The following is a 23350-nucleotide window of genomic DNA, read 5'->3' on the forward strand; positions in this document are numbered from 1 at the left end:
TCGTCGTCCGTGGTCGCGCGTCATCGCGAGATCCGGAATCGCTGGCACTCGTTGTCGAGCGTGGAGTACTGCTGGAGCTTCGACCCGTCGCCCGTTGAGCAGCCGTCCAGGTCGAGCGACTTGCCCGTCAGGGCGGAGACGAAGCGCACGGCCCCGTCCGGCAGCGGCACGATCCGCCAGGCGGCCGCGGCGCCGCAGGCGCCCTGCGTGACGGCAGCCGCGTCGGCCGTCGACCCGCCGCTCACCCCGAGGCAGAGCGACGGGGCGGACCCGGGTCGGATCTGCACGGCGCCGGCCGTGGTGGCCGTGAACGAGTAGCTCTGGCAGGGCGAGCCGAGGTACGCGTGCTGCTGCAGCGCGGCTCCGGCCGCGCTGGTGCAGCCCGGCAGGTCGAACGACTTGCCGCTGGAGACGCTCGTGACCGCGCTGGGGCCCACCGGGCGGATCGACCACTGCTGGCAGGCGTTGCCGAGGGAGCGCCACTGTCGGACGTCACCGCCGGTCGCGGTGGTGCAGTTCGCGACGTCGAGCACCTTCTGGTTCGCCTTGTTGGCGATGGTCAGGTACCCGCCGTCGCCGCTGGGCGTCGGCAGCCACTGCTGGCAGGCGTTCGCGAGCCACGCCCATTGACGGGCGTCCGTCCCATCGGCGGTCCCGCAGCCGGCGGAGTCCAGCACCTTGCTGGTGGCGGAGTTCACGAACCGGTAGGCACCGTCGGCGGTCAGGTCGAGGATCCAGCTGGCGGCGCCTCGCGCGGTGTTGCCGCAGGCACCCTGCACCACGTCCCCGCCGTCGGCGGGGGAGCCGCCGGCCACGGTGAGGCAGAGGCCGCTGTTGCGGTTGACGACCTCGAAGGGAGCCCCTTCCACGGCTGCGGTGATCGGTCCGCGCTCGCCCGAGGGCACGGCGATGGAGGTCCCGGTCGCGATGGGCGTCCCGAACACGGGCTCGCCCGCCGCGTCGAAGGTCACCTGCTGCGCACGGGCCGACCGCTGCCGCGCGCACCCCCCGTCCGCACGCGCGTTGGCGTGGTAGAGGTTCCAGATCTGGGTGCCGTCGGGTGAGGTGAAGAAGTCGTTGTGGCCGGGCCCGAAGGCACCGTTCCCCTTGGAGAACACGGGGCCGGCGCTCTTGTTCCAGGACGTGGCGAGGACCGGGTCGCCGCCCGTGTAGCGGAGGGTGCCGAGCTGGTAGTCCTCCGTGCCGCAGAAGCTCGCCGAGAACACGATCCACGTCTTCCCGTCCTTCCGCAGCGGCACGGGTCCCTCGTTGACGGGTTCGCCGATGCGCTCCCACGCCGCGGTCGGCTGCGACAGCACGTTCAACGGTCCGGTCGCCGTCCACGGGTCCGACATCTTCGCGATGAAGTTGCTCTGCAGCCGGTTCGGCTCCGGCGTGAACGCGGACCACGTCACGTAGAGGTCGCCGTTCAGCTCCAGGTAGGAGCCGTCGATGTTCCAGTCGTCGGTCGGGATGGGGCGCCCCTTGTACGTGTACGGGCCCATCGGGTCGTCCCCGCTGCTCTCGATGACCTGGAGGTGCTGTCGGCCGAAGTCGCCCGCGGTGCCCATCGTGTACATCAGGTACCAGCGCGGGCCGTTCGGTCCGGTGAGCCGCTTGAGCTCGGGCGCCCACATGTTGGCGTTCCGGCCCGGGGTGGTGTCGGAGAAGACGGTGGTGGGCGCTGCGGTCTTCAAGCCCTCGAGCGTCGGTGCCTTCCGCATCACGACGCGGTTGTCCCACGTGGTGACGACGGCATAGTAGTTGCCGTCGTGGTACTCGATGGTGGGGTCGGCACCGTCAGGGATCAGCGGGTTCGTGAACGTCGCCTCGCCGATCGCGGTCGCCTCCGGCGCTGGGCCAGCTAGGACTCCGGTGAGGGTGAGGAGGACGCATAACAGGCCGATCAGGCCCGTGCTGCCGGTTCGGTTCATGGAGAGCTCCTTCGATCTCGTGTCGATCACTGCGCGGAAGGCCGTGGCCAGTACCGCAGCGCGGTGCAGCTCGCGTGCCTGCAGCACGCAGGACGGCGTCACCCTCCGAGCGAGCCACAGCATCGTGGCCGCCCTTCACGCGGACGAGAAGGACGCAGAGGTCGCCGGCTGGGCCATCCTCAGCCGCTGTTAACGGTAACAGTGCGTTTCGAAAACGTAGGTGAAGGGACTTGTCACTGTCAACGGTCATGTACCCCAAGGGGCAGATCATGCGTCCTGGCGTCGCAGAGAGGATCGAGTCAGACTGATCACAGGAGCCATGGCGCGTCGAGCTCGAAGTGGGGCGACCGTGGACTCCGTCGTCTCGAAGGCCGTGCTCGAGGACTGCGCCCCGAGCAGCGTGCAGGCCCAAACCGGACATAATGTGCATTATCGGCTGTCCCGTGCACCCGCCAGGGAAGGAGCCGCTTGCCTCCTGTCGGCACCGATCCCGGTCGTGATCACGGCAGCCGTGCACGTGTTCCGACTCGCGACGTGCCGCCCGCGTTCCACTCCTAGAGTGGCGGCATGGGTGAAGGCGACGGACGCCGGAATTCGCGCAGCGGCGGTCAAGCTGCATCCTGATGAGCTCGTCGTGACCTTCAAGCTAGACGGTCACGGCACGCGTCCTGATGTCGAGCGAGCTGTCGAGTACGGAATCGCACTCAGCGGTGACGATGGCATGGTGCGCAGGCGCTTCACCGTGGAACTGGGCGCCGACAAGGTGCGCGCCTTCATCCACGACGTCCACATCCGATCGCGCGCTGAGTTCGACGCCTCGCACGTCGAGGTCCTGCCGGCGATGGTCTCCACCCGCTTCCCGCACGAGGTACTTGGGGCTTCGTGCATCGACTCGCTCACCGCCTTCAGCGTGATCGACGGCATCGATGTGGAGACCGCGGTGGACGTGGCTCTCCTCGCCGACGGCCAGACAACGACGGAGCCGCAGGTTTCCGTAGTGAACACATTAACCGCTACCAGTGCTGCGGTCCCGGGGCAGTGCTCGCCCGCATGGGTCCGAGCCGGTGCCGAAGGTCAGGTCATGGCCGCGGTGCGTCTCGTTGAGGCCGGAGGACACGAAGCATGTCTCACGTAGCCCCCTTCCGCCGGAATCGTCACCGGACCAGTCTGTAAAGACAGGGTCTTGTGACCAGCGCATCTCTACGTCCTCAGGCTCGTGAGCATGGGCGCCTGCCCTCTGCTGCTCCCAGCAGTGTGAGCAAGCAGGTGTTCGGGTAGGGATCGTTTGTCGGACGAATGATCGGGCATTGACGCGATGCAGGATCATGCGCCGCGCCAGGAGATCGGTGACGCGACGCTGGCGGTCGAGAAATCAGCGAGCTGCTACCTGTCCGTTCATGAGGTTGCGTCCACGACATGATTGTCATAGACCAGCCTTCTTTCAGAGCCGGGTACCGCCCAGCTCCCGATCAAGCCGTCGTCTATCAGGCTGTCCGTGCTGTGGCGGAGGAGTTGCTCCAGGGGTGGGCAAGCAGCCCATCCGAGGTCTGCGCATCAAAGGAAACCTGGCCGGCGTCCACCAGGGCGGTGACGCGCCCGAGCAGGAAACGGAACCTCCGTGCGCTCATCGGGGCTCGGGTACGGCGGGTCGGGCGGGCACGCTCGTGGTGGATAGGGCTTTCGCCATCATGAGCTGGGGTGGCTGTTCGGCTGACAACTCATGGAGCACCTCGTCACGGGCCTCCCGGTCAGTTGGGGGGCGCGATCGAGTAGCCGCTCTGCTCTTGGAAGAGGCGCGCGATGGGCGTGTAGCTCATGATGTCCCGAGCGGGCCCGAGATCGTTGCCCATGCGGGCGATAATGCCGTATAGCTGCCCGGCTCGGCCGGCCACCGGACCGCCGGAGTCCCCTCCCTCCAGGAACAGACCATCACTTTGCGCGCCGGCCTGGTGCGCGCCGAAACCTTCAGGGAGCGGCACCGAGGACCAATTGCAGTTGATTCCGGTCGTCGCTCCGCTGGTGCAGAAGCTCTCGTCAGCGCCCGGGACGCCGGTACCTTGGATCGGGAAGCTCCGAGGCTGGCCCGAGAACGCGCTTCGGAGGAAGATGCGCCCCGTCGCCAGGGGACTGACGGTAGTGAGGATAGTGCAGTTGTGTAGCTGCGAGTTGGGCATGCAGTGCGGGCGGTGGGTGACGCTTGGGTCTACTCGCACGATGGCGAGATCGGCGTCACCGGACTCCCAGATGATCCTTCCCACTACGCCGTGGCCCTCGAGACCGATATCTTGTCCATTATTCCCGCAGTGCCCGGCGATGACGAGGTATCGTGTTTTTCTCTGAACCTCGGTGATATTGGCGAAGAACCCGTTCGCCTTCAAGACCGCTCCCACGGTGCATGGCTGATGCCTGCTGTTGTAGACACTGGATCCGGCTGCGATCGGGAAGGCCTTCCGGAAGTCAGCAGCAGCCTCAGCTGGCTCCGGAGTGGTCGCTGCCGTGATGAGACCGGAGCAGAAGAGCACGGCTAGCGCGGCTGCGAGAAGCCGTGTTCTCCTGTTGGTGAACGAGACGCGGGTCATGATGGGATCCTTCGTGAAGCGCCGGCGGTGCGGGCGATCGGAGGCGCTCACACCAGCGTGAGGACGGCGGTAGAGGAACCGTAAGTGGAGACACACGCGGCGCGTGCGGCGCGTCCACAGAGACGCGGCCACGACACGCAGTCGGAAGAAAGCAGGATCGTGCCGCGAAGCCGTACTGGAGCTCCTTAATGAGTCGGTGCCCGCGTGGGGGCCACAATGAGTCGCCTCGTCAGCGGCCAGTTTGCGATCTGAGCATGGGAGTCCGTGCTGGGCTTCGGCACTTGCGTCTCCCGCTGCTGTCGGCCGCTGGCGTCGCGACAACTCGTGCCGTTGAAGGAGTTGGCGAGATGCTACGAGACATAGTCATTGCTATCGGCTCTCTGCCATGAGCCGGGAAGCGGCGCCCGCCGACCCGCATCCCGCGCTCAGGACGGCGCCGGCGCGCTCTCGCGCACGACCAGGCCGTGCGCGACGGTCACGTGCCGCCCCGGTCGCTCGTCGCCGGTCACGCGCTGCAGGAGCAGGTCGAGGGTGCGCTCGACGAGCTCCGTCGTGTCGGGCGCCACCGACGTGAGGCTCGGCACGACGCTGGCCCCGAGCTCGATCGCATCCCATCCGACGACGGCCACGTCGTCCGGCACCGCCAGCCCGTGCCGCCGCAGCGCCCGCAGGGCCCCGATGGCCGCCAGGTCCTCCCGACACAGCAGCGCGTCGACGACCATCCCCCGGTCGAGCGCGTCCGACAGCGCGCGCTCGGCGCCGAGGGCGTCGCCCCCGTCGCGGGCGACGAGCAGGCCGTCGTCGACGGCGAGGCCCGCCTCCGCGAGCCCGTCGCCGTAGCCCTCCAGCCGCAGCGCCGACGTCCGCGACATCGTTCCGCGCTCGTGGCCCAGGAACCCGATGCGGCGCCGACCCAGCGCCACGAGATGCGCGACCGCGGCGTGGGCCGCCTCGACGTTGTCCACGGCGACCTGGTCCGATCCCGCCGGCTGCGGGTCCTCGCCGAGGAACACGACGGACGCGTCCCCGCGCATCCCGTCGAGGTCGGCGGCCGTCAGCGCCTGCGGATGGATGATCAGGCCGTCCACGAAGCCGGCCTCCCGGTCGTGGAGCACCGCGCGCTCGCCGTCGGCCGTGCCGCCGGTCTCGATGAGGAGCATCCCGTAGCCGCGCGCCTTGGCGACGCGCGCGAACGCGTGCGCGAGCTCCGCGAAGTACGGCCGCCGGAGGTCCGGGAACGCCAGGCCGATCATGCTCGAGCGGCCCGTCGCCAGGCTCCGACCCGACCGGTTCGGACGGTATCCGAGCTCATCGATCGCGGACTGCACGCGAGACCGCATCGTGGGACTGACGTGCTGGTAGTCGTTGACCACGTTCGACACGGTCTTCATCGACACGCCCGCGCGGTCCGCGACATCCTGCAGAGTGACCCGTGCCATTCCCGAATGGTATCGACGCAACGCGGTTACAGCGCTGTAAAGTTAGAGCATGTCCACTGCCGAGAACCCTTCCCCGACGCGTCCCCAGCTCCCCGTCGCCACGCAGCAGGACGGGCTCCTACCCCCGCCCGCAATCGGTGCGCGCCCAATGGGCCGACCTCGACGGCCCCTGGTCCTTCCGCCACGATGACGCCGACGTCGGCCTCGCGGACGGCTGGGCGGGCGGCTTCGGTGAGGCACGATCGATCGTCGTGCCCTTCCCGCCCGAGTCCGAGGCCTCCGGCATCGCCGACCCCGGCTTCCACCGAGTCGTCTGGTACTCGCGGGTCATCACCTCCGCGGACCTCGAGGAGGCCGGACGCTCGGAGGCCGCACCCCGGACGCTCCTGCACTTCGGGGCCGTCGACTACCGCGCCACGGTATGGATCGACGGCCGCCTCGCCGGCTCGCACGAGGGGGGCCATACCCCCTTCACCTTCGACGTCACCGCCCTCGTCGCCGAGGGCGACGAGCACATCGTCGTCGTGCGCGCCGAGGACGACCCGCACGACGTGACCCAGCCCCGAGGCAAGCAGGACTGGCACGAGGCGCCCCACGCCATCTGGTACCACCGCACGACCGGCATCTGGCAGACGGTCTGGCTCGAGGCGGTCCCCCACGTCTCCATCCGCGCGCTCCGCTGGGTGCCCGTCGACCACGCGCTCGTGTCGCTCGCTGTCGCCCTCCGGGGGCGCGCGACCGCCGGCACCCGCGTCCGCGTCGACCTCCGCTGGGAGGAGCGCGACGAGCACCTGGGGACGATCGAGACCACCCTCCCCACCGATAGCGACGCGGTCGACCTCGTCATCCCCGTCTCCCGGCAGACGCACGGCCAGGCCGAGGACGAGCTCCTGTGGAGCCCGGAGCAGCCCCGCCTCGTCGATGCCACCGTGACCCTCCTCTCCCCCGACGGCGAGCCCGTCGACGCCGTCGCGTCCTACCTCGGGCTTCGGACGGTCGGCACGGACCGGGGCTCCTTCCTCCTCAACGGCCACCCCTACGACGTCCGCTCCGTCCTCGACCAGGGCTACTGGCCGGCCTCCCACCTGGCCGCGCCCTCCTACGACGCCCACCGGACCGAGGTCGAGCTGATCAAGGAGCTCGGCTTCACCGCGGCCCGCATGCACCAGAAGATCGAGGACCCTCGCTTCCTCTACTGGGCCGACCGGCTCGGCATCCTCGTCTGGGGCGAGGCGCCCAACGCCTACGCGTTCTCGGTGATCGCCGTGCAGCGGCTCATGCGCGAGTGGATGGACGCCGTCGAGCGGGACATCTCCCACCCGTCCGTCGTCACCTGGGTCCCGATCAACGAGAGCTGGGGCGTCCAGCACGTCGCGTCCGACCCGCGACAGCAGGCCTACTCGCGCTCGCTCGCCGACGTCACCCGCGCCCTCGACCCCTCACGGCCCGTCATCTCCAACGACGGCTGGGAGCACACGTCGAGCGACATCATCAGCGTCCACGACTACGAGGGAGACGGCGAGGCGCTGGCCCGCACCTTCGCCGACGAGGCCGCCCGGACCCGCCTCCTCTCCGGGATGGGGCCGAGCGGCCGGCGGATCCTCGTCGACGGCGTCGAGGACGAGGGCCGGCCGCTCATGCTGACGGAGTTCGGGGGGATCGACTACCAGCCCGGCGAGGCCCGGGAGGATGCGTGGGGCTACACGGCCGCGGTCGACGCCGACGACTGGATCGCCCGGATCACCGGGCTGTACGACGCCATCCGCATGAGCCGGGTGCTCGCGGGGTCCTGCTACACGCAGCTCACGGACACCATGCAGGAGACCAACGGGCTGCTGACCGCCGACCGGCAGCCGAAGACGGACATCGCGCGGATCCGGCGCGCGATCACGGGCGACACGGAAGCTCTCTGACGAGGCGACCCGCGACGACCGGGCCCGGAGGGACCGGTCCTCGCGGGTCGTCGCGGCGCGCGGGTCCCGCGGCGGACGGTGCGCCCGGTGGTCTCAGGAGCGCCGGAATAGCACCGCGCGCGCGACATCGACCAGCTCGGCCGGCTCGACGGGATCCGCGGTCTCGGCGAGCTCGTCGAGCGCGAACCAGCGGTGGGCGTGGATGTCGTCGAACTCGTCCGGCATCCAGTTGTCCGACACGGGCGTGAACGCGTCGACCTGCACCAGGTAGAACGTCGAGTGCCCGACGTCGAGCCCGCCGTCGATGCGGCGGCGCGCGTAGTCGTGCTCCCAGACCGGCTCCCCCACCGTCTCCACGCGGAGGCCGGTCTCCTCGAAGAGCTCGCGGCGGGCAGCCTCCGCTGGCGACTCCCCCGGGTCGATGCCGCCGCCGGGCGTCAGCCACCGGGCCGGCAGGTCGACGTTCACGGAGTAGTTAGTCAGGAACAGCAGCAGCCGGTCGCGCTCGTCGACCAGCAGGATGCGCGCCGTGTCCCGGACATGGCGCACGACCCCGTCGGTCATCGCGCGTCCGCGCCGACGGGGAGGTGCCGCGCCCACCACTCGAGGATCGCCTCGAAGCGCTGCACCCGGTGGCGGGGTCGTCCGGACCGGCTCAACTCGTGGTCCTCGCCGGGGAAGACGAGCATCTCGGTCTCGACCCCCGCGCGGACGAGGGCGAGGTGGTACCGCTCGGCCTGCGACAGCGGGCAGCGCAGGTCGTCCTCGGAGTGGACGACGAGGGTCGGCGTCCGCACCTGGTGCGCGACCGCCTGCGGGCTCTGCGCCCGGCGCACGTCGGCGTCGTACCCGGTGTACTCCTCGCCGAAGAACGTGCCGATGTCGGAGGTCCCGGTGAACAGCTCCGGGTCGAGGAAGCCACGCTCGACGATGGCGCCCTGGAAGCGGTGCTCGTGCGCGATGGTCCACGCGGTGAGGTAGCCGCCGTAGGAGCCGCCCATGATGCCGGCGCGGGATCCGTCGATGGAGTCGTGCACCGCGACGGCCCCGTCGAGGAAGTCCAGGACGTCGTCCCTGTCGACCGTGCCCATGCGCTCCTTGATGACGCGGCCGTGCTCCTGGCCGTAGCCGGCGGCGCCGCGCGGGTTGCAGAGCAGCACCGCGTATCCGGCGTCGGCGTAGACCTGCGCCTCGTCGAAGAGGTGCACGCCGTACGCCGCGTACGGACCGCCGTGGATGACGAGGAGGACGGGGTGCCGCCCCTCGCCCTCGGGCAGCACGACCCAGCCGTGCACGGGGTACCCGTCGCGGCCCTCGACCACGAGCTCGTGGAGCGGACGGATCCCCGTCTCGCGCAGCGCCGCGGAGAAGTCCGTGAGCGGCTGGAGCGCCGAACCCGCGTCGGGCCCGCGGTCGGCGCGGACGAGCGCGAGGTCCCCGTGGGTCCGCGGGTCGGTGAGAGCGACGACGACGGCCCCTCCCCCGATGCCGACCGCCGTGATCTCCACCTGGTCGTCCACGAGCGCCTCGACCGCGGCATCCGCGGTCACGCGGAGCAGCTGGACGGTGCCCCGGGAGGCGTTCAGGACGAGGACGGCGTCGCGGTCCTCGACCGTGATGCCGCTGCCGCCGAGGTCGACGGTCTCCGCGTCGGTGAGCGCGCGGGGCGCGTCGTCGCCGTCGTCGAGGACGTAGAGGGCGGTGTTGCGGGCGACGAAGTCGATGCCCCGCTCGCCGAGGTGCTGCGCGAGCAGGTAGTGCCGGCCGCCGTCGACGGAGGCGACCTCGGAGATGCCGAGCCCGGCCTCGTGCGACACGACGGTGCGCACCTCCGGCAGCGCCGCGGACGCGTGCCCGGGCGGGGGCACGGCGACGGCGTACGCACCGGAGAGGAGGTCGTCGTCCCGGCCCTCGTGGCGCGACGCGACGAACAGCACCTCGGTGCCGTCGGCCGAGAAGCGCGGCGACTCGTGATCGACGGGCTCGTCCGTGAGGCGGACCACGGGCGGCAGGCCCGCGCGCTCGGCGGCGGACGGCGTCGCGTCGGCCCCCTCGCCGCGGACGGCCGCATCGCGGGCGTCCGGGTACCCGGAGGGGACGGCGGTGACGAACGGCTCCGCGTCGAGGTCCGGGACCCCGACCAGCGACAGCTGCACGTGACGGTCGGTCGACCAGCCGAGGCCGTTGGCGAGGTACTTGGTCGTCGTGATGCGGCGGGCGGGCTCGGCGGCCGCGCCGACCCCCTCGACGCTCCCGTACCGGCCCTGCTCGGCGATCCGCGACGCGAAGACGATGCGGGACCCGTCGGGCGACCAGTCGAACGCCCCGACGCCGAGCAGCTCGTCGGTCACCGCGACCGGCTCGCCGCCGGTGGCCCGGACGACGTGCAGCTGCGGCGGGCCCTTCGGCTCCGCCCGGAGGAACGCGAGGAGCGCGCCGTCCGGCGACAGGCGCGGCGCCGTGTCGCGGAAGCCGCGCGTGATGCGCCGCGGCGGCGCGGAGCCGTCCGTCGTCACCTCCCACAGCTGGCCGGTGTACGCGTCGGCATGCACCCGCGGGCGCGTGACCGACACGACGGCGCGGCGGCCGTCGGGCGAGACGGCGGGGCGGGAGACGGAGGTGAGGAGGTCGAGATCCGTGGTCTTCATCGCTCCGAGCCTAGCCCCGGGGCGTCACCGCCTCCCGGTGGCGGTGGTCACTCGGCGGCGAAGCTGCCGGTGTCGCCGACGAAGCGGGTGTGGTCGGCGGGGATGGGGTCGACGACCGCACGCGCGACCTCGGCGGCGAACTGCGACACGTTGTAGAGGCCGCCCGAGGCCTCCTTGCGCTCCTGGATGGCGGTCGGGTTCATGCGGCCGAGGAGGGTCGCCGTGATGGTGCCCTCGATCATGTCGCCCGAGACGACCACGAAGCCGATGCCGCGCTCGTCGAGCTCCGGGAGGAGCTCGCGCAGGGCGTCCTCGCCCGCGCGCTTGCTGCGGGCCACGGCCTCGTACTCCGGCATGGTCGGGGTGGTGCGGATGAAGTGCGCCTGGTGGCTCGTGACGAACACGACCCGGCCGCCCTCGGACATGAGCGGCAGGGCGCTGCGCAGCACGTTGAGCTGGGCGTCGCGGTTGAGGGTCATGGCGTAGTCCTCCGCCATGCCGCTCTCCATGCCGCCGGAGGCGTTGAGCACGAGGACGTCGAGTCCGCCGAGCTCGGAGCGGACGGCGTCCATGAGCCGGTCGACGGACTCGCGGTCGGTGAGGTCGGCGCCGACCGCGACGGCATTCGCACCGCCCTCGCGCAGCTGCGCGACGAGCTTCTCGGCCCGCGCGGCCTTGTTGCGGTAGTTGACGACGACGTCCGCGCCGGCCGCGGCGAGGTAGGCCACGGTGTCGGCGCCGATGCCGCGGGAGGAGCCCGTGACGAGCGCGCGTCGGCCGCGGAGCTCGTCGGGGGCGAAGGGGCGGTTCTCGTCGACGGTGCTCACAGCGGTACTCCTCTGGGGGTGCGCGCCGGAGCGCGCGACGGGGCGTCCGGCGAGGGACGGGACGGGCCGCGCGGGCGGGACGCCGCGCTGACGGCCCTGAGAGCCTAGCGTCCGGCGCGCGGGCGGTGGGCTGAGGTTCGGGGCATCCGGTCCACGGAGCGAGGGAGCAGCGGGTGACGGTCCTCCTCGACCACCACGCGTGGATCGCCTGGCTCGCCCTCATCGTCGTCCTGGTGGTCCTCGAGATGCGGCGCCTCGACCTCGCCGCCCTCTGCGGCGGCGCGGCGGCGCTCGGCGCCCTCCTGTCCGGGCTGGTCGGCGCACCCTGGTGGCTGAAGGCGCTCCTGGCGGTGGCCCTGGCCATCGCGCTGCTCGCCGTCGCGCGTCCCGCCCTCCTGCGCGCGCTCCCGGTGGACGACCCGATCGCGGGCTCTCCCGTCCGCCCGATCGCCACCCCTGCCGCGGCCGTGGCCTCCCCCGACGGCGACCCCGTCGAGTGACCGGCGGCGGGTGGTTCGACGACCCGACGCCGCGCGTCCTCGCGCACCGCGGCTGGACGGGATCGGGTGCCGTCGAGAACACCCTGGGCGCCTTCCTCGCCGCGTGGGAGCTGGGGGTCACGCACCTCGAGACCGACGTCCACGTCACCGCCGACGGCGCGTGCGTGCTCTGGCACGACGACGACCTCCGGCGGCTGACCGGTCGGCCGGGCCGGGTCCGGGACGCGACGCTCGCCGAGCTCCGGGCGGTCGACCTGGGCTCGGGCGCGCGGATCGCGACCCTCGGCGAGCTGCTCGCGGCCCTCCCCGACGCGCGGTTGAACATCGACGTCAAGGGACGCGGCGCGCCGGGGGCCGCGGCACGCGCCATCCGCGCGGCCGGCGCCCTCGACCGCGTGCTGGTCACCTCGTTCTCGTCCACGCGGCGTCGGCGCGCCGTCGCCCTCCTCCCCGGCGCGGCCACCTCCGCGGACGCGGTGCGGCTGGTCCTCGCGGTCCTGGGCGCCCGGGCAGGGCTCGCCCCCGTGGTGCGCCTGGCCCTGCGCGGCGTCGACGCCGTGCAGATGCCGCGGAGCGTCCTGGGCATCTCCACCGTGTCCCCCGTGATGGTCGGCCGGCTCGCGCGCGCCGTCCGCGAGGTGCACGTCTGGACGGTCGACGACCCCGACGAGATGATCCGCCTGGTCAGGGCGGGGGTGCACGGGATCGTGACCGACCGCCCCGATGTCGCCCTCGCCGCCCTCGCCTCAGGGGACTGGGATTCGCCTGGGAACCGGGCGTCCTGAGAAAGGATCCTCACAGCCGCGAGGTTTACAACGGGGAGTGCATCGCGAGAGGAGACCACAATGGCAGATCGCAGCTTGCGCGGGATGCGGCTCGGATCCACGAGCCTGCAGAGCGAGGAGGGCGTCAGCTTCTCCCCCCGCCAGAGGAAGACGTACCGGACGTCCGACGGAACCACCTTCGAGGTCGTGTTCTCGGCGGACGCCGAGGTCCCGGAGGTCTGGGAGTCGCCGAAGAGCGGCCTCGAGGGGCGGCTGCTCGACGCCGAGGGCGCTCCCGTCGCCCACGAGGCGGTCGAGGCGAAGGTCCCCCGCAGCCACTGGGACATGCTGCTCGAGCGCCGGACCCGCGCCGAGCTCGAGGAGCTCCTCGAGGAGCGCCTCGCCACCCTCCGCGCGCGGCGTGGTCAGCACCGAATCGGCGCCTGACCCGGCCCCTCCGCTCGCGAACGTCCGGAGCACCCCTCGGCATCGCCGGGGGGTGCTCCTCTGCGTGCGCCGGTGGTCAGCGGGCGGCGCGGCGGCCCCTGCGGCCGAGCGCGAGCCCCGCCACGGCGAGGGCGCCGAGACCGAGCCCGGACACCAGCCACTCGATGTCGCGGCCGACGAGGACGGCGGGCGTCACCACGTCCGCGGTCGGCACGTCGACCACCATCGATCCGGCCGTGAACCACGGCAGCCGGTCGAGGTCGCGTCCGTCCGGTCCGACGATCGCGCTCGTCCCCACGGTGGAGATGTTCACGACGCTGCGGCCCGTCTCGAGCGCCCGCAGGCGCGCGATCGCGAGCTGCTGCACGCTCTCGTCGGTGCGCCCGAAGTCCGCGTTGTTCGACTGCGCGAGGATGATCTGGGCGCCCTCGTCGACCATGTCGGTCGTCAGCTGGTCGTCGACGATGTCGAAGCAGATCGCGATCCCCGCGGTGATCCCGGCCGCGTCCATCACCTGGTCGGTCGTCCCCGGCGTGTACTCGCGCTGGATCAGGCCGATGAGGTCGGGCGCGAACGGCTCCCAGAACGCGCGGTCGGGCACGTACTCGCCGAACGGGACGGGGTGCTTCTTGTCGTAGTGGTCGGATGCCCCTCCCCCGGTCCACACGAGCGACTCGTTGTAGAACCGTCCGTCCCGCTCCGTCACGGTGCCGACCACGAGCGGGGCTCCGAGGCGCTCGACCACGCGGTCGAGCGCGGCAGCCGACCCGGCGTCCCGGAGCGGGTCCGCGTCGGCCGCGTTCTCGGGCCAGACCACCATGTCGACGTCCGCGTCGGCCGGGATCTCCGCGGTCGCGGCGAGGTGCGCGCGCAGGATGTCCCCGTACCGGGCGCCGTCGAAGTACCCGGCCTTCGCGTTGCCCTGCACCGCGGCGACGCGCGTCGAGCCGGTCGTCTCGACGGGGAAGGCGGGGACGACGAGCACCAGCGCCACGGCGATCCCCGCGACCAGCGCCCGCGACGACCGGCGCACGCGCTCCTCCGCGGCGAGCTCCAGGAGGAGCGCGACGAGCAGGACGAGCACGAAGGACAGCCCGGACAGGCCGAGCCACGTGACGAGGTGGGCGAACGGGCCCTCCGACTGCGACAGCGAGACCCGGCCCCACGCGAAGCCGCCGTACGGCCAGACGGCGGAGATGGCCTCCCGGGCCGTCCACAGCCCGGCCACGGCGATCGGCAGGACGATCACCCGGCCGGCGATCGTGGGGAACGCGCGCGGGATCCAGCGTGTCGCCGTCGCGATGGCCGTCGCGCCCGCGGCGACGAACAGCGACTCGAGGGCCGACAGCGCGATCCACGGCACGGGACCCAGGTACAGCGATGCCCACTCGATGTGCGTGAGGTAGAAGGCGAGCCCGGCCACGAGCCCCACGAGGAACGCGGGACCCGCCCGACGGCCGCGGAGCGCCAGCAGCACGAGGGCGATCCCCGGGAACACGAGCGGCCAGAGGCCGCGGTCGGGGAAGGCCGCGTCGAGGACCGGCCCCGACGCGGCGGCCGCGAGGAGCGCCCCCCAGAGCGGGAGCGGAGGACGGACCGGCGCCCCCGCCGAGGGAGGCGCAGGTGCGGACGCGATGGCGGTGCGCTCCCGACGGGGAGCGCGGGCGAGCGCGGTCACACCGAGGAGTACGCGACGATGCCGCGCCGGATGCTGTCGAGCGCGGTCCGCGCGTTCCGCGACACGGGGCCGTCCGCCACGACGGAGAGCTGGTCGAGGAGGTCGATGGTCTGCTTGGTCCAGCGCACGAAGTCGCCCGCGGCGAGGTCGGCCTCGTCGAGCACGGAGTCGAGGCTGCCGCCCCGGGCCCACCGGTGCATGGGCGCGCACAGCCCCGTCGAGAGCGGCTCGGTCGTCGGCAGGCGGCGCTCGCGCTCGACGTCGTCGAGGCGCGACCAGATCTCCTCCGTGCGCTCGAGCGCGGCGCGGAACGCCCCGCGCGGCAGGTTCCGCTCGTTGCGGTCCCCCTCGTCGCGGCGCGGCTGGTAGACGAGCGACGCGGCCATCGCGGCGAGCCCCGCGGGATCGAGGTCGACCCAGATCTGCGTGCGCAGGCACTCCGCGACGAGCAGGTCGCGATCGCCGTAGATGCGCTTCAGCATCCGGCCGTTGGGGGTCGGGGCGACCTGGCCGTCAGCGGCGCGCTTCAGGTACCCGAGGGACAGCAGCAGCTCGGTGACGCGGTCGAACACCTTCGCCACCGCGTTGGTGCGGGTGCGGATCTGCTGGCCGAGCGCATCCGTCTGCCGCTTGAGGCGCCACCAGCGCTCCGCCCAGCGCGCGTGCGACTCGCGGTCCTTGCAGGCGTGGCAGGGATGCGCCTTCATCCGGCGGCGGAGGTCGGCGAGCTGGCGCTGCCGCTTGTCGCGCTCGCCGTGCTGCCCCGGCTGCTGCATGTCCGCGCGCGCTGCCGTCGCGCGCTCGAGGTCGCTGAGCTCGCGCCGGAGCCCCGAGTACTCGCGGAAGTCGCCGAGATGGCAGACCATGGCCTTCTCGTAGCCGGCGAGCGACTCCTCCTGCGTGCGCACCTTGCGGGCGAGGTCGACCACGGCGCGGTCCGCCTGGAACTGCGCGAACGACGACTCCAGGACCTCGCGCGTGCGGTCGCGGCCGAACTGGTCGATGAGGTTCACGGCCATGTTGTAGGTCGGCCGGAAGCTGGAGTTGAGGGGGTAGGTGCGGCGGGAGGCGAGCGAGGCGACGGCCTGCGGATCCAGCCCGTCCTTCCACTGGATGACCGCGTGGCCCTCCACGTCGATGCCGCGCCGACCGGCGCGCCCGGTGAGCTGGGTGTACTCCCCCGGCGTCAACGGCACGCGCGCCTCGCCGTTGAACTTCTCCAGCTGCTCGAGCACCACCGTGCGGGCCGGCATGTTCACGCCGAGCGCCAGCGTCTCGGTGGCGAACACGGCCTTCACGAGCTTCCGCTGGAAGAGCTCCTCCACGACCTCCTTGAACGCGGGCGGCATGCCCGGCGTGGTGCGCGGCTACCACCGCGCTCGAGGCCCTCCAGGAACTCCCAGTAGCCGAGGACGGCGAGGTCCTCGTCGCGCCAGGGTCCGGCACCGCTTCCTCGACGATGGCGCGGATCTCGTCGCGCTCGTCGGCGTGGGTGAGGCGGACGCCGGCGCGGAGCACCTGGGTGACGGCGGCGTCGCAGCCGGCGCGGCTGAAGATGAAGAAGATGGCGGGCAGGAGGTTGCGCTCGTCGAGGAGCGCGATGACCTCGGGGCGGTCCATGCGCCCGCGGTCCCACGGACCGGGTGACCGTCGCCCCGTGCCGCCGCCGGCACCCCCGCGTCCGCGGCCCTGGCCCTGGCCGCCCCGCACGCGCACCGCCTCGCTGACCGCCCCCGTGCGTCATCCGCACGAGCTCGGGGTTCACCCGGTGCGTCGCGGCGAGGCCGGACGAGTCGAAGAGGTCCACCATGCGGTGGCGGACGATGACGTGCTGCTCGAGCGGCACGGGCCGCTCCTCGGACACGATGACGTCCGTCTCGCCGCGCACGGCCTGCAGCCAGCATGGCCGAACTCCTCGGCGTTGGAGACGGTGGCGCTCAGGGACACCATCCGCACCGTCTGCGGCAGGTGGATGATGACCTTCCTCCCAGACCGCTCCGCGGAAGCGGTCGGCCAGGTAGTGCACCTCGTCCATGATCACGAAGGCGAGGTCGCGCAGGAGGTCCGAGTCGGCGTAGAGCATGTTGCGGAGCACCTCGGTCGTCATGACCACGATGCGGGCGCGGCTGTTGACGTTGGTGTCGCCCGTGAGCAGGCCCACCTCGTCCGGCCCGTACTCGGCGACGAGCTCGGCGTACTTCTGGTTGCTGAGCGCCTTCATGGGCGCGGTGTAGAAGATCTTCGCGCTCGGCCGCTGCATGGCCAGGTACACCGCGAACTCGGCGACGATCGTCTTGCCGGCACCCTGTCGGTGCGGCCACGAGCACGCTGCGGCCGTTCTCCAGCGACTCCGCGGCGGCGCGCTGGAACGGGGTCGAGGTCGAAGCGCAGTCCCGCTCGCGAAGGACTCCAGGAGCGGCAGGCTCCGGCGGTTCCGGGAGGCGGCGTAGCGTTCGGCGGGCGAGAGCTGATCAGTCACGATGCACCGAGTCTAGGCGCCGGATCCGGGCGTCGGCCGGGTGCGGACGCGACGACGCCCGCCCCCGGGGGGACGGGCGTCGGACGGGGTCGATCAGGCCAGCAGGTGACCGAGTGCTGCCATGGCGTCGGCGCGGCGCGCGCGCCGGCGGTCGTTGAGCAGCGAGATCCCGGCGGCCACGAGGTAGAGCAGCGTCATCGGGACGGCCAGCAGGAACATCGACATGACGTCGGCGGCCGGCGTGGCGATGGCGCAGAACAGGATGATCAGCAGGATGGCGATGCGCCACGACTTGATGATCGTCCCGGCCGGACAGGATCCCCATGAAGTTGAACAGCACGAGGAACACCGGCAGCACGAGCGACGCCCACCGCGAACACGAGCTTCAGCACGAAGTCGAAGTACTCGCGCGCCGTGATGAAGGACGAGTCCCCCGCGCCGGCGAACTGCGTGAGCAGCGCCACGATGTGCGGCAGCACGAACCACCCCGCCGCGCATCCGGCGAGGAACAGCGGGACCGCGGAGAAGAAGAACCCGAACGTGTAGCGGCGCTCCGTCCGGGCGAGGCCCGGGACCAGGAACGCGAACACCTGGTAGAGCCACACGGGGCTGGAGATGATGAGCCCCACGTAGAGGGCGATCTGCAGCCGCAGGTCGAATGCCGAGGTGATGGTCGGGAAGTTGAGGCTGGCGTTCCGCCCCTGCTCCGCGTTGATGGTCTCGATGGGCTGACGCAGCGCCTCGAGGACGAACGAGGAGAGGAACCACCCCGCGACCATCGCGATGATGATGGCGACGCCCGCCATGAACAGCCGCTTCTTCAGCTCCAGGAGGTGCTGGACGAGCGACATGCGCCCTTCGGCGTCCCGCTTCCGCTGGCGCGGTCGCTCCGTGGTGCTCACGGATCAGGCGCTGGGGCGGAGTTCCTCCGCCGTCGCGCGGGGAGTCGTAGCGCGGGGCGTCGTAGCGGGGCTCGTCCAGGCGCGACTCGCCCGGGGCGCACGTAGTCGCGCGGCGCGGAGTCACGGGCACGGTCGTCCGCGCGGTAGCGGTCGTCGTCGCGGCGACGGTCCTCATCGCGGACGTCGTCGCGGCGCTCGGGGCCGCTCTCCTCCTTCATGGTCTTCACCTCGCCCTTGAAGATGCGCATGGACTGGCCGACGCTCTTCGCCAGCGCCGGCAGCTTGGTGGAACCGAAGAGCAGCACGATGACGACGAGGATGATGACGAGGTGCCATCCGGTCAGGTTTCCGAGCATGTGGTTCACGTTCCTTCAGGTCGGGGGGGCCGGACAGTCGTTGTCGGGATCCACGGGGAGTCTAACCTCGGGACCCGCCGAGACGCCCTGCTCGGGCATGGTGATTCACCCGGAGTTCCCCGCAGCGGACCACCGGTCCGCACATGGATCCCTCCCTGGTGTCAGGTGTTCGGAGCGGATCGTCGCAGCGCTCGGTACAGCGTGTCAAGTCCGCGTCGTCGTAGGCGGCCGCGGCCCGCCCGGCCCATTTCGGCGACCGCCGCGCGGGCCTCCGGCGGCGAGGTGACCACCACGACGCCCGCCATGCCGGCGACCAGCCGCACGAGCCCCTGGTAGTGGGCGACCCGCACGGTGACGGACACGCGACCGGGCCGGCCGGGCACCGGCACAGGGCGCTCGTCGCCCACGAAGTCGCCGAGGAGCGGGACGGCGCCCTCCGCCACCTCGAGCGTGACCCGGAGGTCGTCCGGACTCGGCTCGAACAGCGTGTCGCCCAGGACCACGTCCTGCGGGCGGTGCTCCGGCGGCAGGTCGGTCACGACGAGCTCGTCGAGGCGGTCCAGGCGGAAGGTGCGGACGGCTCCGCGTGCCAGGTCCCACCCGCGCAGGTACCAGTCCTCGTCCATCGACTCCAGGCGCAGCGGATCCACCACGCGGCGCTCCGTGCCGCCCCGCGGGCTCCGGTAGTCGAACTCGACGCGCCGCTCGTCGGCGATGGCGCGCCGGAGGTCCTCGCGCGTGCCGTCGCCCGCGCCCGCCGCGACGGCGACCTGGCTGGGGCTGGCCGAGGACCCCCGCGCGAGCTTCGCCGACGAGCTGGCCGACGAGGTCGAGGTCGCTGGCGTCCGCCTGGGACGAGACGTACTGCAGGCCCGCGATCAGGGCCGCCGCCTCCCGGCGCCGAGAAGCGGGGCGAGTCGTCGATGGCCACCATGTGCGTGATGACGATCTGGTCGTTGTCCTCGAAGTCGTCCCACGCGATGTCGAACAGGTCGCCGTGCTGGTACGACGCGGTCGAGCCGGGGACACCGGACACCGCGATGAGCCGCACGGCCTGCCGGATCTGTCCGCGGCACCCGGAAGTGCGCGGCAGCCTGGCTGACGCTCACCCGCCCGTGGTCCGTCAGGTACGGCACGAGCGCCAGCAGGAACGCCAGCTGTCCTGCGCCTGGAGCGGCGCGGCGCGGTCGGTCACGAGGCATCCTCACGGTGGGCGGCGATGGTCTCGGCGAGGCGGGCGCGCACCGCGTCCCGAAGCCTCGCGGCGCGATCACGCGGGCCTCCGGCCCGAGGCCCGCGACCTCGTCGGCGAACAGGTTGGTGTCGGAGTAGTGCACGCGGAGGCGTCCGTCGCCCAGGTCCTCGGTGCCGCGGCGACGGCGCAGGCGGATCTCGGCGTCGGATCCCGCCGTGACGGCCACCTCCCCCACCCCGTTCGACCAGACGCGGTCGAGGTCGGCGAGGGCGCGCTCGGCGTGGTCCTCGCCCTCGGGCACGAAGCCGCGGCTGGTCACGCGCACGCGGTCGACGATCCGCGAGAGGAGGAACGTGCGCGGTCCGTCGGCGTCCTGGTCGATGCCGTGCAGGTGCCAGCGGCCCTGGTGCTGCACGAGCGCGAGCGGCGCCACGGTGCGGGTGCGGGCCGTGCGCTCACCCGGCTTCAGGTACCCGAAGGAGACGAGCACGTGGCGCTCGAGCGCCACGCTGAGGGGCGCGAACGCCGCCTCGCGGGTGCGCAGACGGGGCGCGTAGCCGATGACCGGGTCGTCGGACTCGACGCCGAGCGAGCGGAGCTTGATGAGCGCCCGCCGCGACTCCCCCGACAGCGACCCCTCGCGCCAGACCATGGCCGCGAGGTTCAGCAGCGTCGTCTCCTCGGGCGTGAAGGACAGGTCGGCGGGCAGCTCGTAGGCGCCCCGCGGGATGCGGTAGCGCAGGAGCTGGTTGTTGCCCTCCTGCCCGGGCGCGTCCACCGTCTCCAGCGGCACCCCGAGGTCGCGGATGTCGTCGTTGTGCTCGACCTGGCGCTCCAGGTTGGCGTTGTCGCCACCGGCCCGGTACCGCTGCCGGTAGCCCTGGACGCTCGAGAGCACCTCGTTCTTGGTCAGCCCCTGCTCGGTGGCGAGCAGCGCCAGCACGAGGCTGAAGAGGCGCTCCTCGACCGGGACGGTCGGACGGCGGATGTATCGGGCACGCGGTGGTCCTCACAGGTGGTGCAGCCCCCGGCCGGTGGCGATGCGTCGTTACGGTGTCGTGCTGGTCCCGAGGATATCCACCACGTAGACGAGGGTGGAACCGGCGGGGACCTGGGCGGTGGCCTGGTCGCCGAAGCCGTCGCCCGGGGTACGACCGCGATGACCTGGTCGCCGACGTGCTTGCCGACGAGGGCCCTCGCGAGGCCGGGCGTGACTACGAGCGCGGATGCCGCTCCCGTCGCGGGCGCGGACGTGGTGGCCGTCGCGGGGACCTGCAGCGGTCCGCCGCCGGTCCAGCTGGACCCGAACACGGCCTGGCGCTCGGCCGAGGTGCTCGTTCCCCAGACGACGCCCGTGTACTGGAGGGTCACGGTGTCGCCGTCGCCGACCTCGTCGCCGTCGCCCGCGCGCAGCAGGGCGTCCCGGTACTCGGTGGGCGGGGTGCTCGGCGGGATGGTGATGCCCGGCACGCTGTCGTCGGTCGTGACGACGGTACGGGAAGCCGGCCTGGGCGGGCTGCGGGTCACCGGTGGCGCGCTCCGGGTAGACGAGGCGATGTCGACGATGAGCACGAGGCCGTCGGTGGCGGCGAGGCCCTGGGCGGAGAGGTCCTGGCCCGGGAACACCGTCGAGACGGTATCGCGACGGCGAGCCGCGAGCCGACCGGCATGCAGGTCATGGCGTCCTCGAGGTACGGGAGGCTCTCGTGCAGCGACGCCGGCGTGAAGAGCGGGGAGCCCGTGGTGCGCGCGTTGGGTGCGATGCGGGCGTACTCCGCGAGGGTCTCGCCGGTCGTGCCGTCCACGATGGAGGCCGCGGCCGTGATGCCCTGGTTCGGCTGCACGCGCGGTCCGTCGCCCTCGACGACGGTCGAGACCTCCACGTCGGAGGGCTTCAGCGGCGTCGGGAACGCGACCGATGCGGGCGCGCTGCCCACGTCGCCCGAGGCCGACACGGTGCTCGACGACGTGCCGGACGAGGCGAGGGCGCGCAGTCCGCCGCCTGGAAGGATCCGGAGCCGAGGGGCTGCAGGCGGCGAGCGACAGCACGAGGCCTGCGCAGACGGTGAGCGCGGCGGAACGGCGCACGTGACTCCTCTTTCGATGGTGGGGCAGCCGCCACGCACCCGCGTGATCGGCCCTGTCATCCTAGGCGGTGGGGTCGCCGGGCTCCGGCGCACCGGCCGCGTCGTCAGGGACGGGATCGGCCGCCTCCTCGGCGTCCCGCGCACCCGCGAGCTCCGCGCCGCGCTCCGCCACGCGGACGCGCTTGCGGAGCACCTTGTCGCTCACCCGGCGCTCGCCGAGGGAGCCGGGGTCCACGCCTCCATGTCCTCGTCGCTGAAGTCCGACTTCGACGCGCGGCGCTTCAGCTGCGGGAGCACCGACCCCGGCGCGAGGCGGCGGGCGGTGATGAGGAAGCGGCGCGCCCGATCATGCGCGTCGGCGGACGGCGAGGCCCTCCACGTGCCAGCCCCGGATCATCGTCTCGCTCGCGTCCGGGTTCGTGAAGAGCCCGGTGTCGCGGAGCGCCTCCGCGACACGCGACAGCTGCGTGACCGTCGCGACGTAGCAGAGCAGCACTCCGCCCGGCGTGAGGGCCTCCGCGACCGCGTCCACGCACTCCCACGGGGCGAGCATGTCGAGCACCACCCGGTCGACGGAGTGCGGCTCGACGGTCGGCAGCGCCTCGGCGAGGTCGCCCAGCGTGATGGACCAGTTCTCCGGGCTGTGCCCGAGTAGTCGACACGTTGCCGCGGGCGACGTCGGCGAACTCCTCGCGGCGCTCGAAGGAGAGCAGCGTGCCGGTCGGTCCGAGCGCGCGCAGCAGCCACATCGACAGGGCGCCGGATCCGACGCCCGCCTCCACGACGGTCGCGCCCGGGAACACGTCGGCGAGGCCGAGGATCTGGGCGGCGTCCTTCGGGTAGATGATCGCGGCCCCGCGCGGCATCGACATGACCACGTCCGACAGGAGCGGGCGGAGGGCGAGGCACTCGACGCCGGCGCTGTTGGTCACGACGCTGCCGTTGAGGCCGATGAGCGCGTCGTGGTCGAGCATGCCGCGGTGGGTGTGGAACACCTTGCCGGGCTCGAGGAGGATCGTGTTGAGGCGCCCCTTGGGGCCCGTCAGCTGCACGCGGTCGCCCGCGCGGAAGGGGCCGCTGAAGCGCGCGGCGCTGGTCTCGACGGTCATGCGCGCACCTCGTCGCGGATCGGCGTGCGGCGGCGGTCGGAGTGCGCGGACTCCACGTCGGCGAGGGTGCGGCCGGCGAGGGTGTCCCAGAGGACGTAGGCCGGGTCCGCGGGCAGCGGGACGTGGTGCGGGACGGCGATGGCGGTGGCGCCGGACGCCGAGGCCGAGGCGACGCCCGGGCCCGAGTCCTCGATGGCGACGCAGTCGCGGATGTCGACGCCGAGCTGCGCCGCGGCCGTGAGGTACGCCTCCGGGTGGGGCTTGCCGTTCGCGACGTCGTCCCCCGCGACGACGCGGTCGAACGCGTCGAAGGGCACGGCGTCGGCCACCTGGCGTGCCATGCGGCCGAGGGACATGGTGACGAGGGCGGTGGGGATGCCCGCCTCGCTGAAGCGGCGCACGAAAAACGCGAAAGCGTTTCACGATAAATGCGAAACATTCCTCTGACACTGCACGAGGAACCGTTTCTTCGAGACGAACCGAAGCGACATAA

The 23350-nt window shown here is 72.1% G+C and carries 18 protein-coding genes and 3 pseudogenes; 5 read left to right on the forward strand and 16 right to left on the reverse strand.

The genetic code is table 11. From position 1 onward, the window contains the following. Window positions 1–20 precede the first annotated feature (20 nt). Complete coding sequence (locus ACZ411_RS01735) at window positions 21–1934, reverse strand: RICIN domain-containing protein (RefSeq protein WP_464168083.1); 1914 nt, start codon at window positions 1932–1934, stop codon at window positions 21–23. 571 nt (window positions 1935–2505) lie between these two features. Here ACZ411_RS01735 and ACZ411_RS01740 point away from each other — a divergent pair. Next, window positions 2506–3069: a hypothetical protein gene (locus ACZ411_RS01740; protein WP_464168085.1), complete on the forward strand. Its 564-nt coding sequence runs from the start codon at window positions 2506–2508 to the stop codon at window positions 3067–3069. 613 nt (window positions 3070–3682) lie between these two features. Here ACZ411_RS01740 and ACZ411_RS01745 read toward each other — a convergent pair. Together ACZ411_RS01745 and ACZ411_RS01750 are read right to left on the reverse strand one after the other, a co-directional pair. Next, a complete protein-coding gene (locus tag ACZ411_RS01745; RefSeq protein ID WP_104289258.1) occupies window positions 3683–4513 on the reverse strand; it encodes a chymotrypsin family serine protease in 831 nt (276 codons plus the stop codon). Between the two features lie 425 nt (window positions 4514–4938). Beyond that, a complete protein-coding gene (locus ACZ411_RS01750) occupies window positions 4939–5952 on the reverse strand; it encodes a LacI family DNA-binding transcriptional regulator (protein WP_464168087.1) in 1014 nt (337 codons plus the stop codon). Between the two features lie 137 nt (window positions 5953–6089). On the opposite strand from ACZ411_RS01750, the gene ACZ411_RS01755 reads away from it, so the two are divergent. After that, a complete protein-coding gene (locus ACZ411_RS01755) occupies window positions 6090–7865 on the forward strand; it encodes a glycoside hydrolase family 2 protein (protein ID WP_464168089.1) in 1776 nt (591 codons plus the stop codon). A 93-nt stretch (window positions 7866–7958) separates the two neighbouring features. Here the strand turns inward: ACZ411_RS01755 and ACZ411_RS01760 are convergent, their stop codons facing one another. The 3 genes from ACZ411_RS01760 to ACZ411_RS01770 are packed head-to-tail and all read right to left on the reverse strand — an operon-like array spanning window position 7959 to window position 11340. After that, on the reverse strand, window positions 7959–8429 hold the full coding sequence (locus ACZ411_RS01760) for an NUDIX hydrolase (RefSeq protein ID WP_464168091.1): 471 nt from the start codon (window positions 8427–8429) through the stop codon (window positions 7959–7961). Continuing rightward, window positions 8426–10513 (reverse strand): S9 family peptidase, encoded by a 2088-nt coding sequence (locus tag ACZ411_RS01765; RefSeq protein ID WP_464168093.1) that lies wholly within the window; start codon window positions 10511–10513, stop codon window positions 8426–8428. The genes ACZ411_RS01760 and ACZ411_RS01765 overlap by 4 nt, the downstream gene beginning before the upstream one ends. Window positions 10514–10560: 47 nt before the next feature. Then, on the reverse strand, window positions 10561–11340 hold the full coding sequence (locus ACZ411_RS01770) for an SDR family oxidoreductase (protein WP_094115958.1): 780 nt from the start codon (window positions 11338–11340) through the stop codon (window positions 10561–10563). 173 nt (window positions 11341–11513) lie between these two features. Here ACZ411_RS01770 and ACZ411_RS01775 point away from each other — a divergent pair, with 173 nt between their 5' ends. Genes ACZ411_RS01775 through ACZ411_RS01785 form a run of 3 tightly spaced genes read left to right on the forward strand, consistent with a single transcriptional unit; the run spans window position 11514 to window position 13051 of the window. Next, window positions 11514–11840 (forward strand): hypothetical protein, encoded by a 327-nt coding sequence (locus ACZ411_RS01775; RefSeq protein ID WP_464168096.1) that lies wholly within the window; start codon window positions 11514–11516, stop codon window positions 11838–11840. After that, the gene (locus ACZ411_RS01780) at window positions 11837–12625 is read left to right on the forward strand and encodes a glycerophosphodiester phosphodiesterase family protein (protein ID WP_104343303.1); all 789 of its coding nucleotides are present in this window, start codon (window positions 11837–11839) and stop codon (window positions 12623–12625) included. The genes ACZ411_RS01775 and ACZ411_RS01780 overlap by 4 nt, the downstream gene beginning before the upstream one ends. A gap of 60 nt (window positions 12626–12685) precedes the next feature. Beyond that, window positions 12686–13051: an RNA polymerase-binding protein RbpA gene (locus ACZ411_RS01785; RefSeq protein ID WP_094115959.1), complete on the forward strand. Its 366-nt coding sequence runs from the start codon at window positions 12686–12688 to the stop codon at window positions 13049–13051. A gap of 76 nt (window positions 13052–13127) precedes the next feature. Here ACZ411_RS01785 and lnt read toward each other — a convergent pair whose 3' ends face one another. From lnt to ACZ411_RS01835, 10 genes and pseudogenes are all read right to left on the reverse strand, one after another. Beyond that, on the reverse strand, window positions 13128–14729 hold the full coding sequence (gene lnt, locus ACZ411_RS01790) for an apolipoprotein N-acyltransferase (protein WP_464168099.1): 1602 nt from the start codon (window positions 14727–14729) through the stop codon (window positions 13128–13130). Continuing rightward, window positions 14726–17208 (reverse strand): annotated as a pseudogene (locus ACZ411_RS01795) (DEAD/DEAH box helicase). Before ACZ411_RS01795 ends, lnt begins: the two are co-directional and overlap by 4 nt. A gap of 93 nt (window positions 17209–17301) precedes the next feature. Next, window positions 17302–18059, reverse strand: a pseudogene (gene tatC, locus ACZ411_RS01800) (twin-arginine translocase subunit TatC). 47 nt (window positions 18060–18106) lie between these two features. Beyond that, entirely contained in the window at window positions 18107–18466 is a 360-nt protein-coding gene (gene tatA / locus ACZ411_RS01805) for a Sec-independent protein translocase subunit TatA (RefSeq protein ID WP_464168101.1), read from the reverse strand. Window positions 18467–18627: 161 nt separating this feature from the next. After that, entirely contained in the window at window positions 18628–19182 is a 555-nt protein-coding gene (locus tag ACZ411_RS01810; RefSeq protein ID WP_464168111.1) for a helix-turn-helix transcriptional regulator, read from the reverse strand. 162 nt (window positions 19183–19344) lie between these two features. Further along, complete coding sequence (locus ACZ411_RS01815) at window positions 19345–20604, reverse strand: helix-turn-helix transcriptional regulator (RefSeq protein ID WP_464168103.1); 1260 nt, start codon at window positions 20602–20604, stop codon at window positions 19345–19347. Further along, window positions 20571–21287, reverse strand: coding sequence for an FKBP-type peptidyl-prolyl cis-trans isomerase (locus ACZ411_RS01820; protein ID WP_464168105.1), 717 nt, complete (start codon window positions 21285–21287; stop codon window positions 20571–20573). Before ACZ411_RS01820 ends, ACZ411_RS01815 begins: the two co-directional genes overlap by 34 nt. Continuing rightward, on the reverse strand, window positions 21185–21616 hold the full coding sequence (locus ACZ411_RS01825) for a hypothetical protein (protein ID WP_464168107.1): 432 nt from the start codon (window positions 21614–21616) through the stop codon (window positions 21185–21187). Before ACZ411_RS01825 ends, ACZ411_RS01820 begins: the two co-directional genes overlap by 103 nt. Before the next feature lie 193 nt (window positions 21617–21809). Then, a pseudogene (locus ACZ411_RS01830) lies at window positions 21810–22857 on the reverse strand (tRNA (adenine-N1)-methyltransferase). Then, on the reverse strand, window positions 22854–23258 hold the full coding sequence (locus ACZ411_RS01835; RefSeq protein ID WP_464168109.1) for an HAD family hydrolase: 405 nt from the start codon (window positions 23256–23258) through the stop codon (window positions 22854–22856). Before ACZ411_RS01835 ends, ACZ411_RS01830 begins: the two are co-directional and overlap by 4 nt. Window positions 23259–23350: the final 92 nt, after the last annotated feature.

The sequence above is a fragment of the Clavibacter sp. AC415 genome (genome assembly GCF_979252985.1).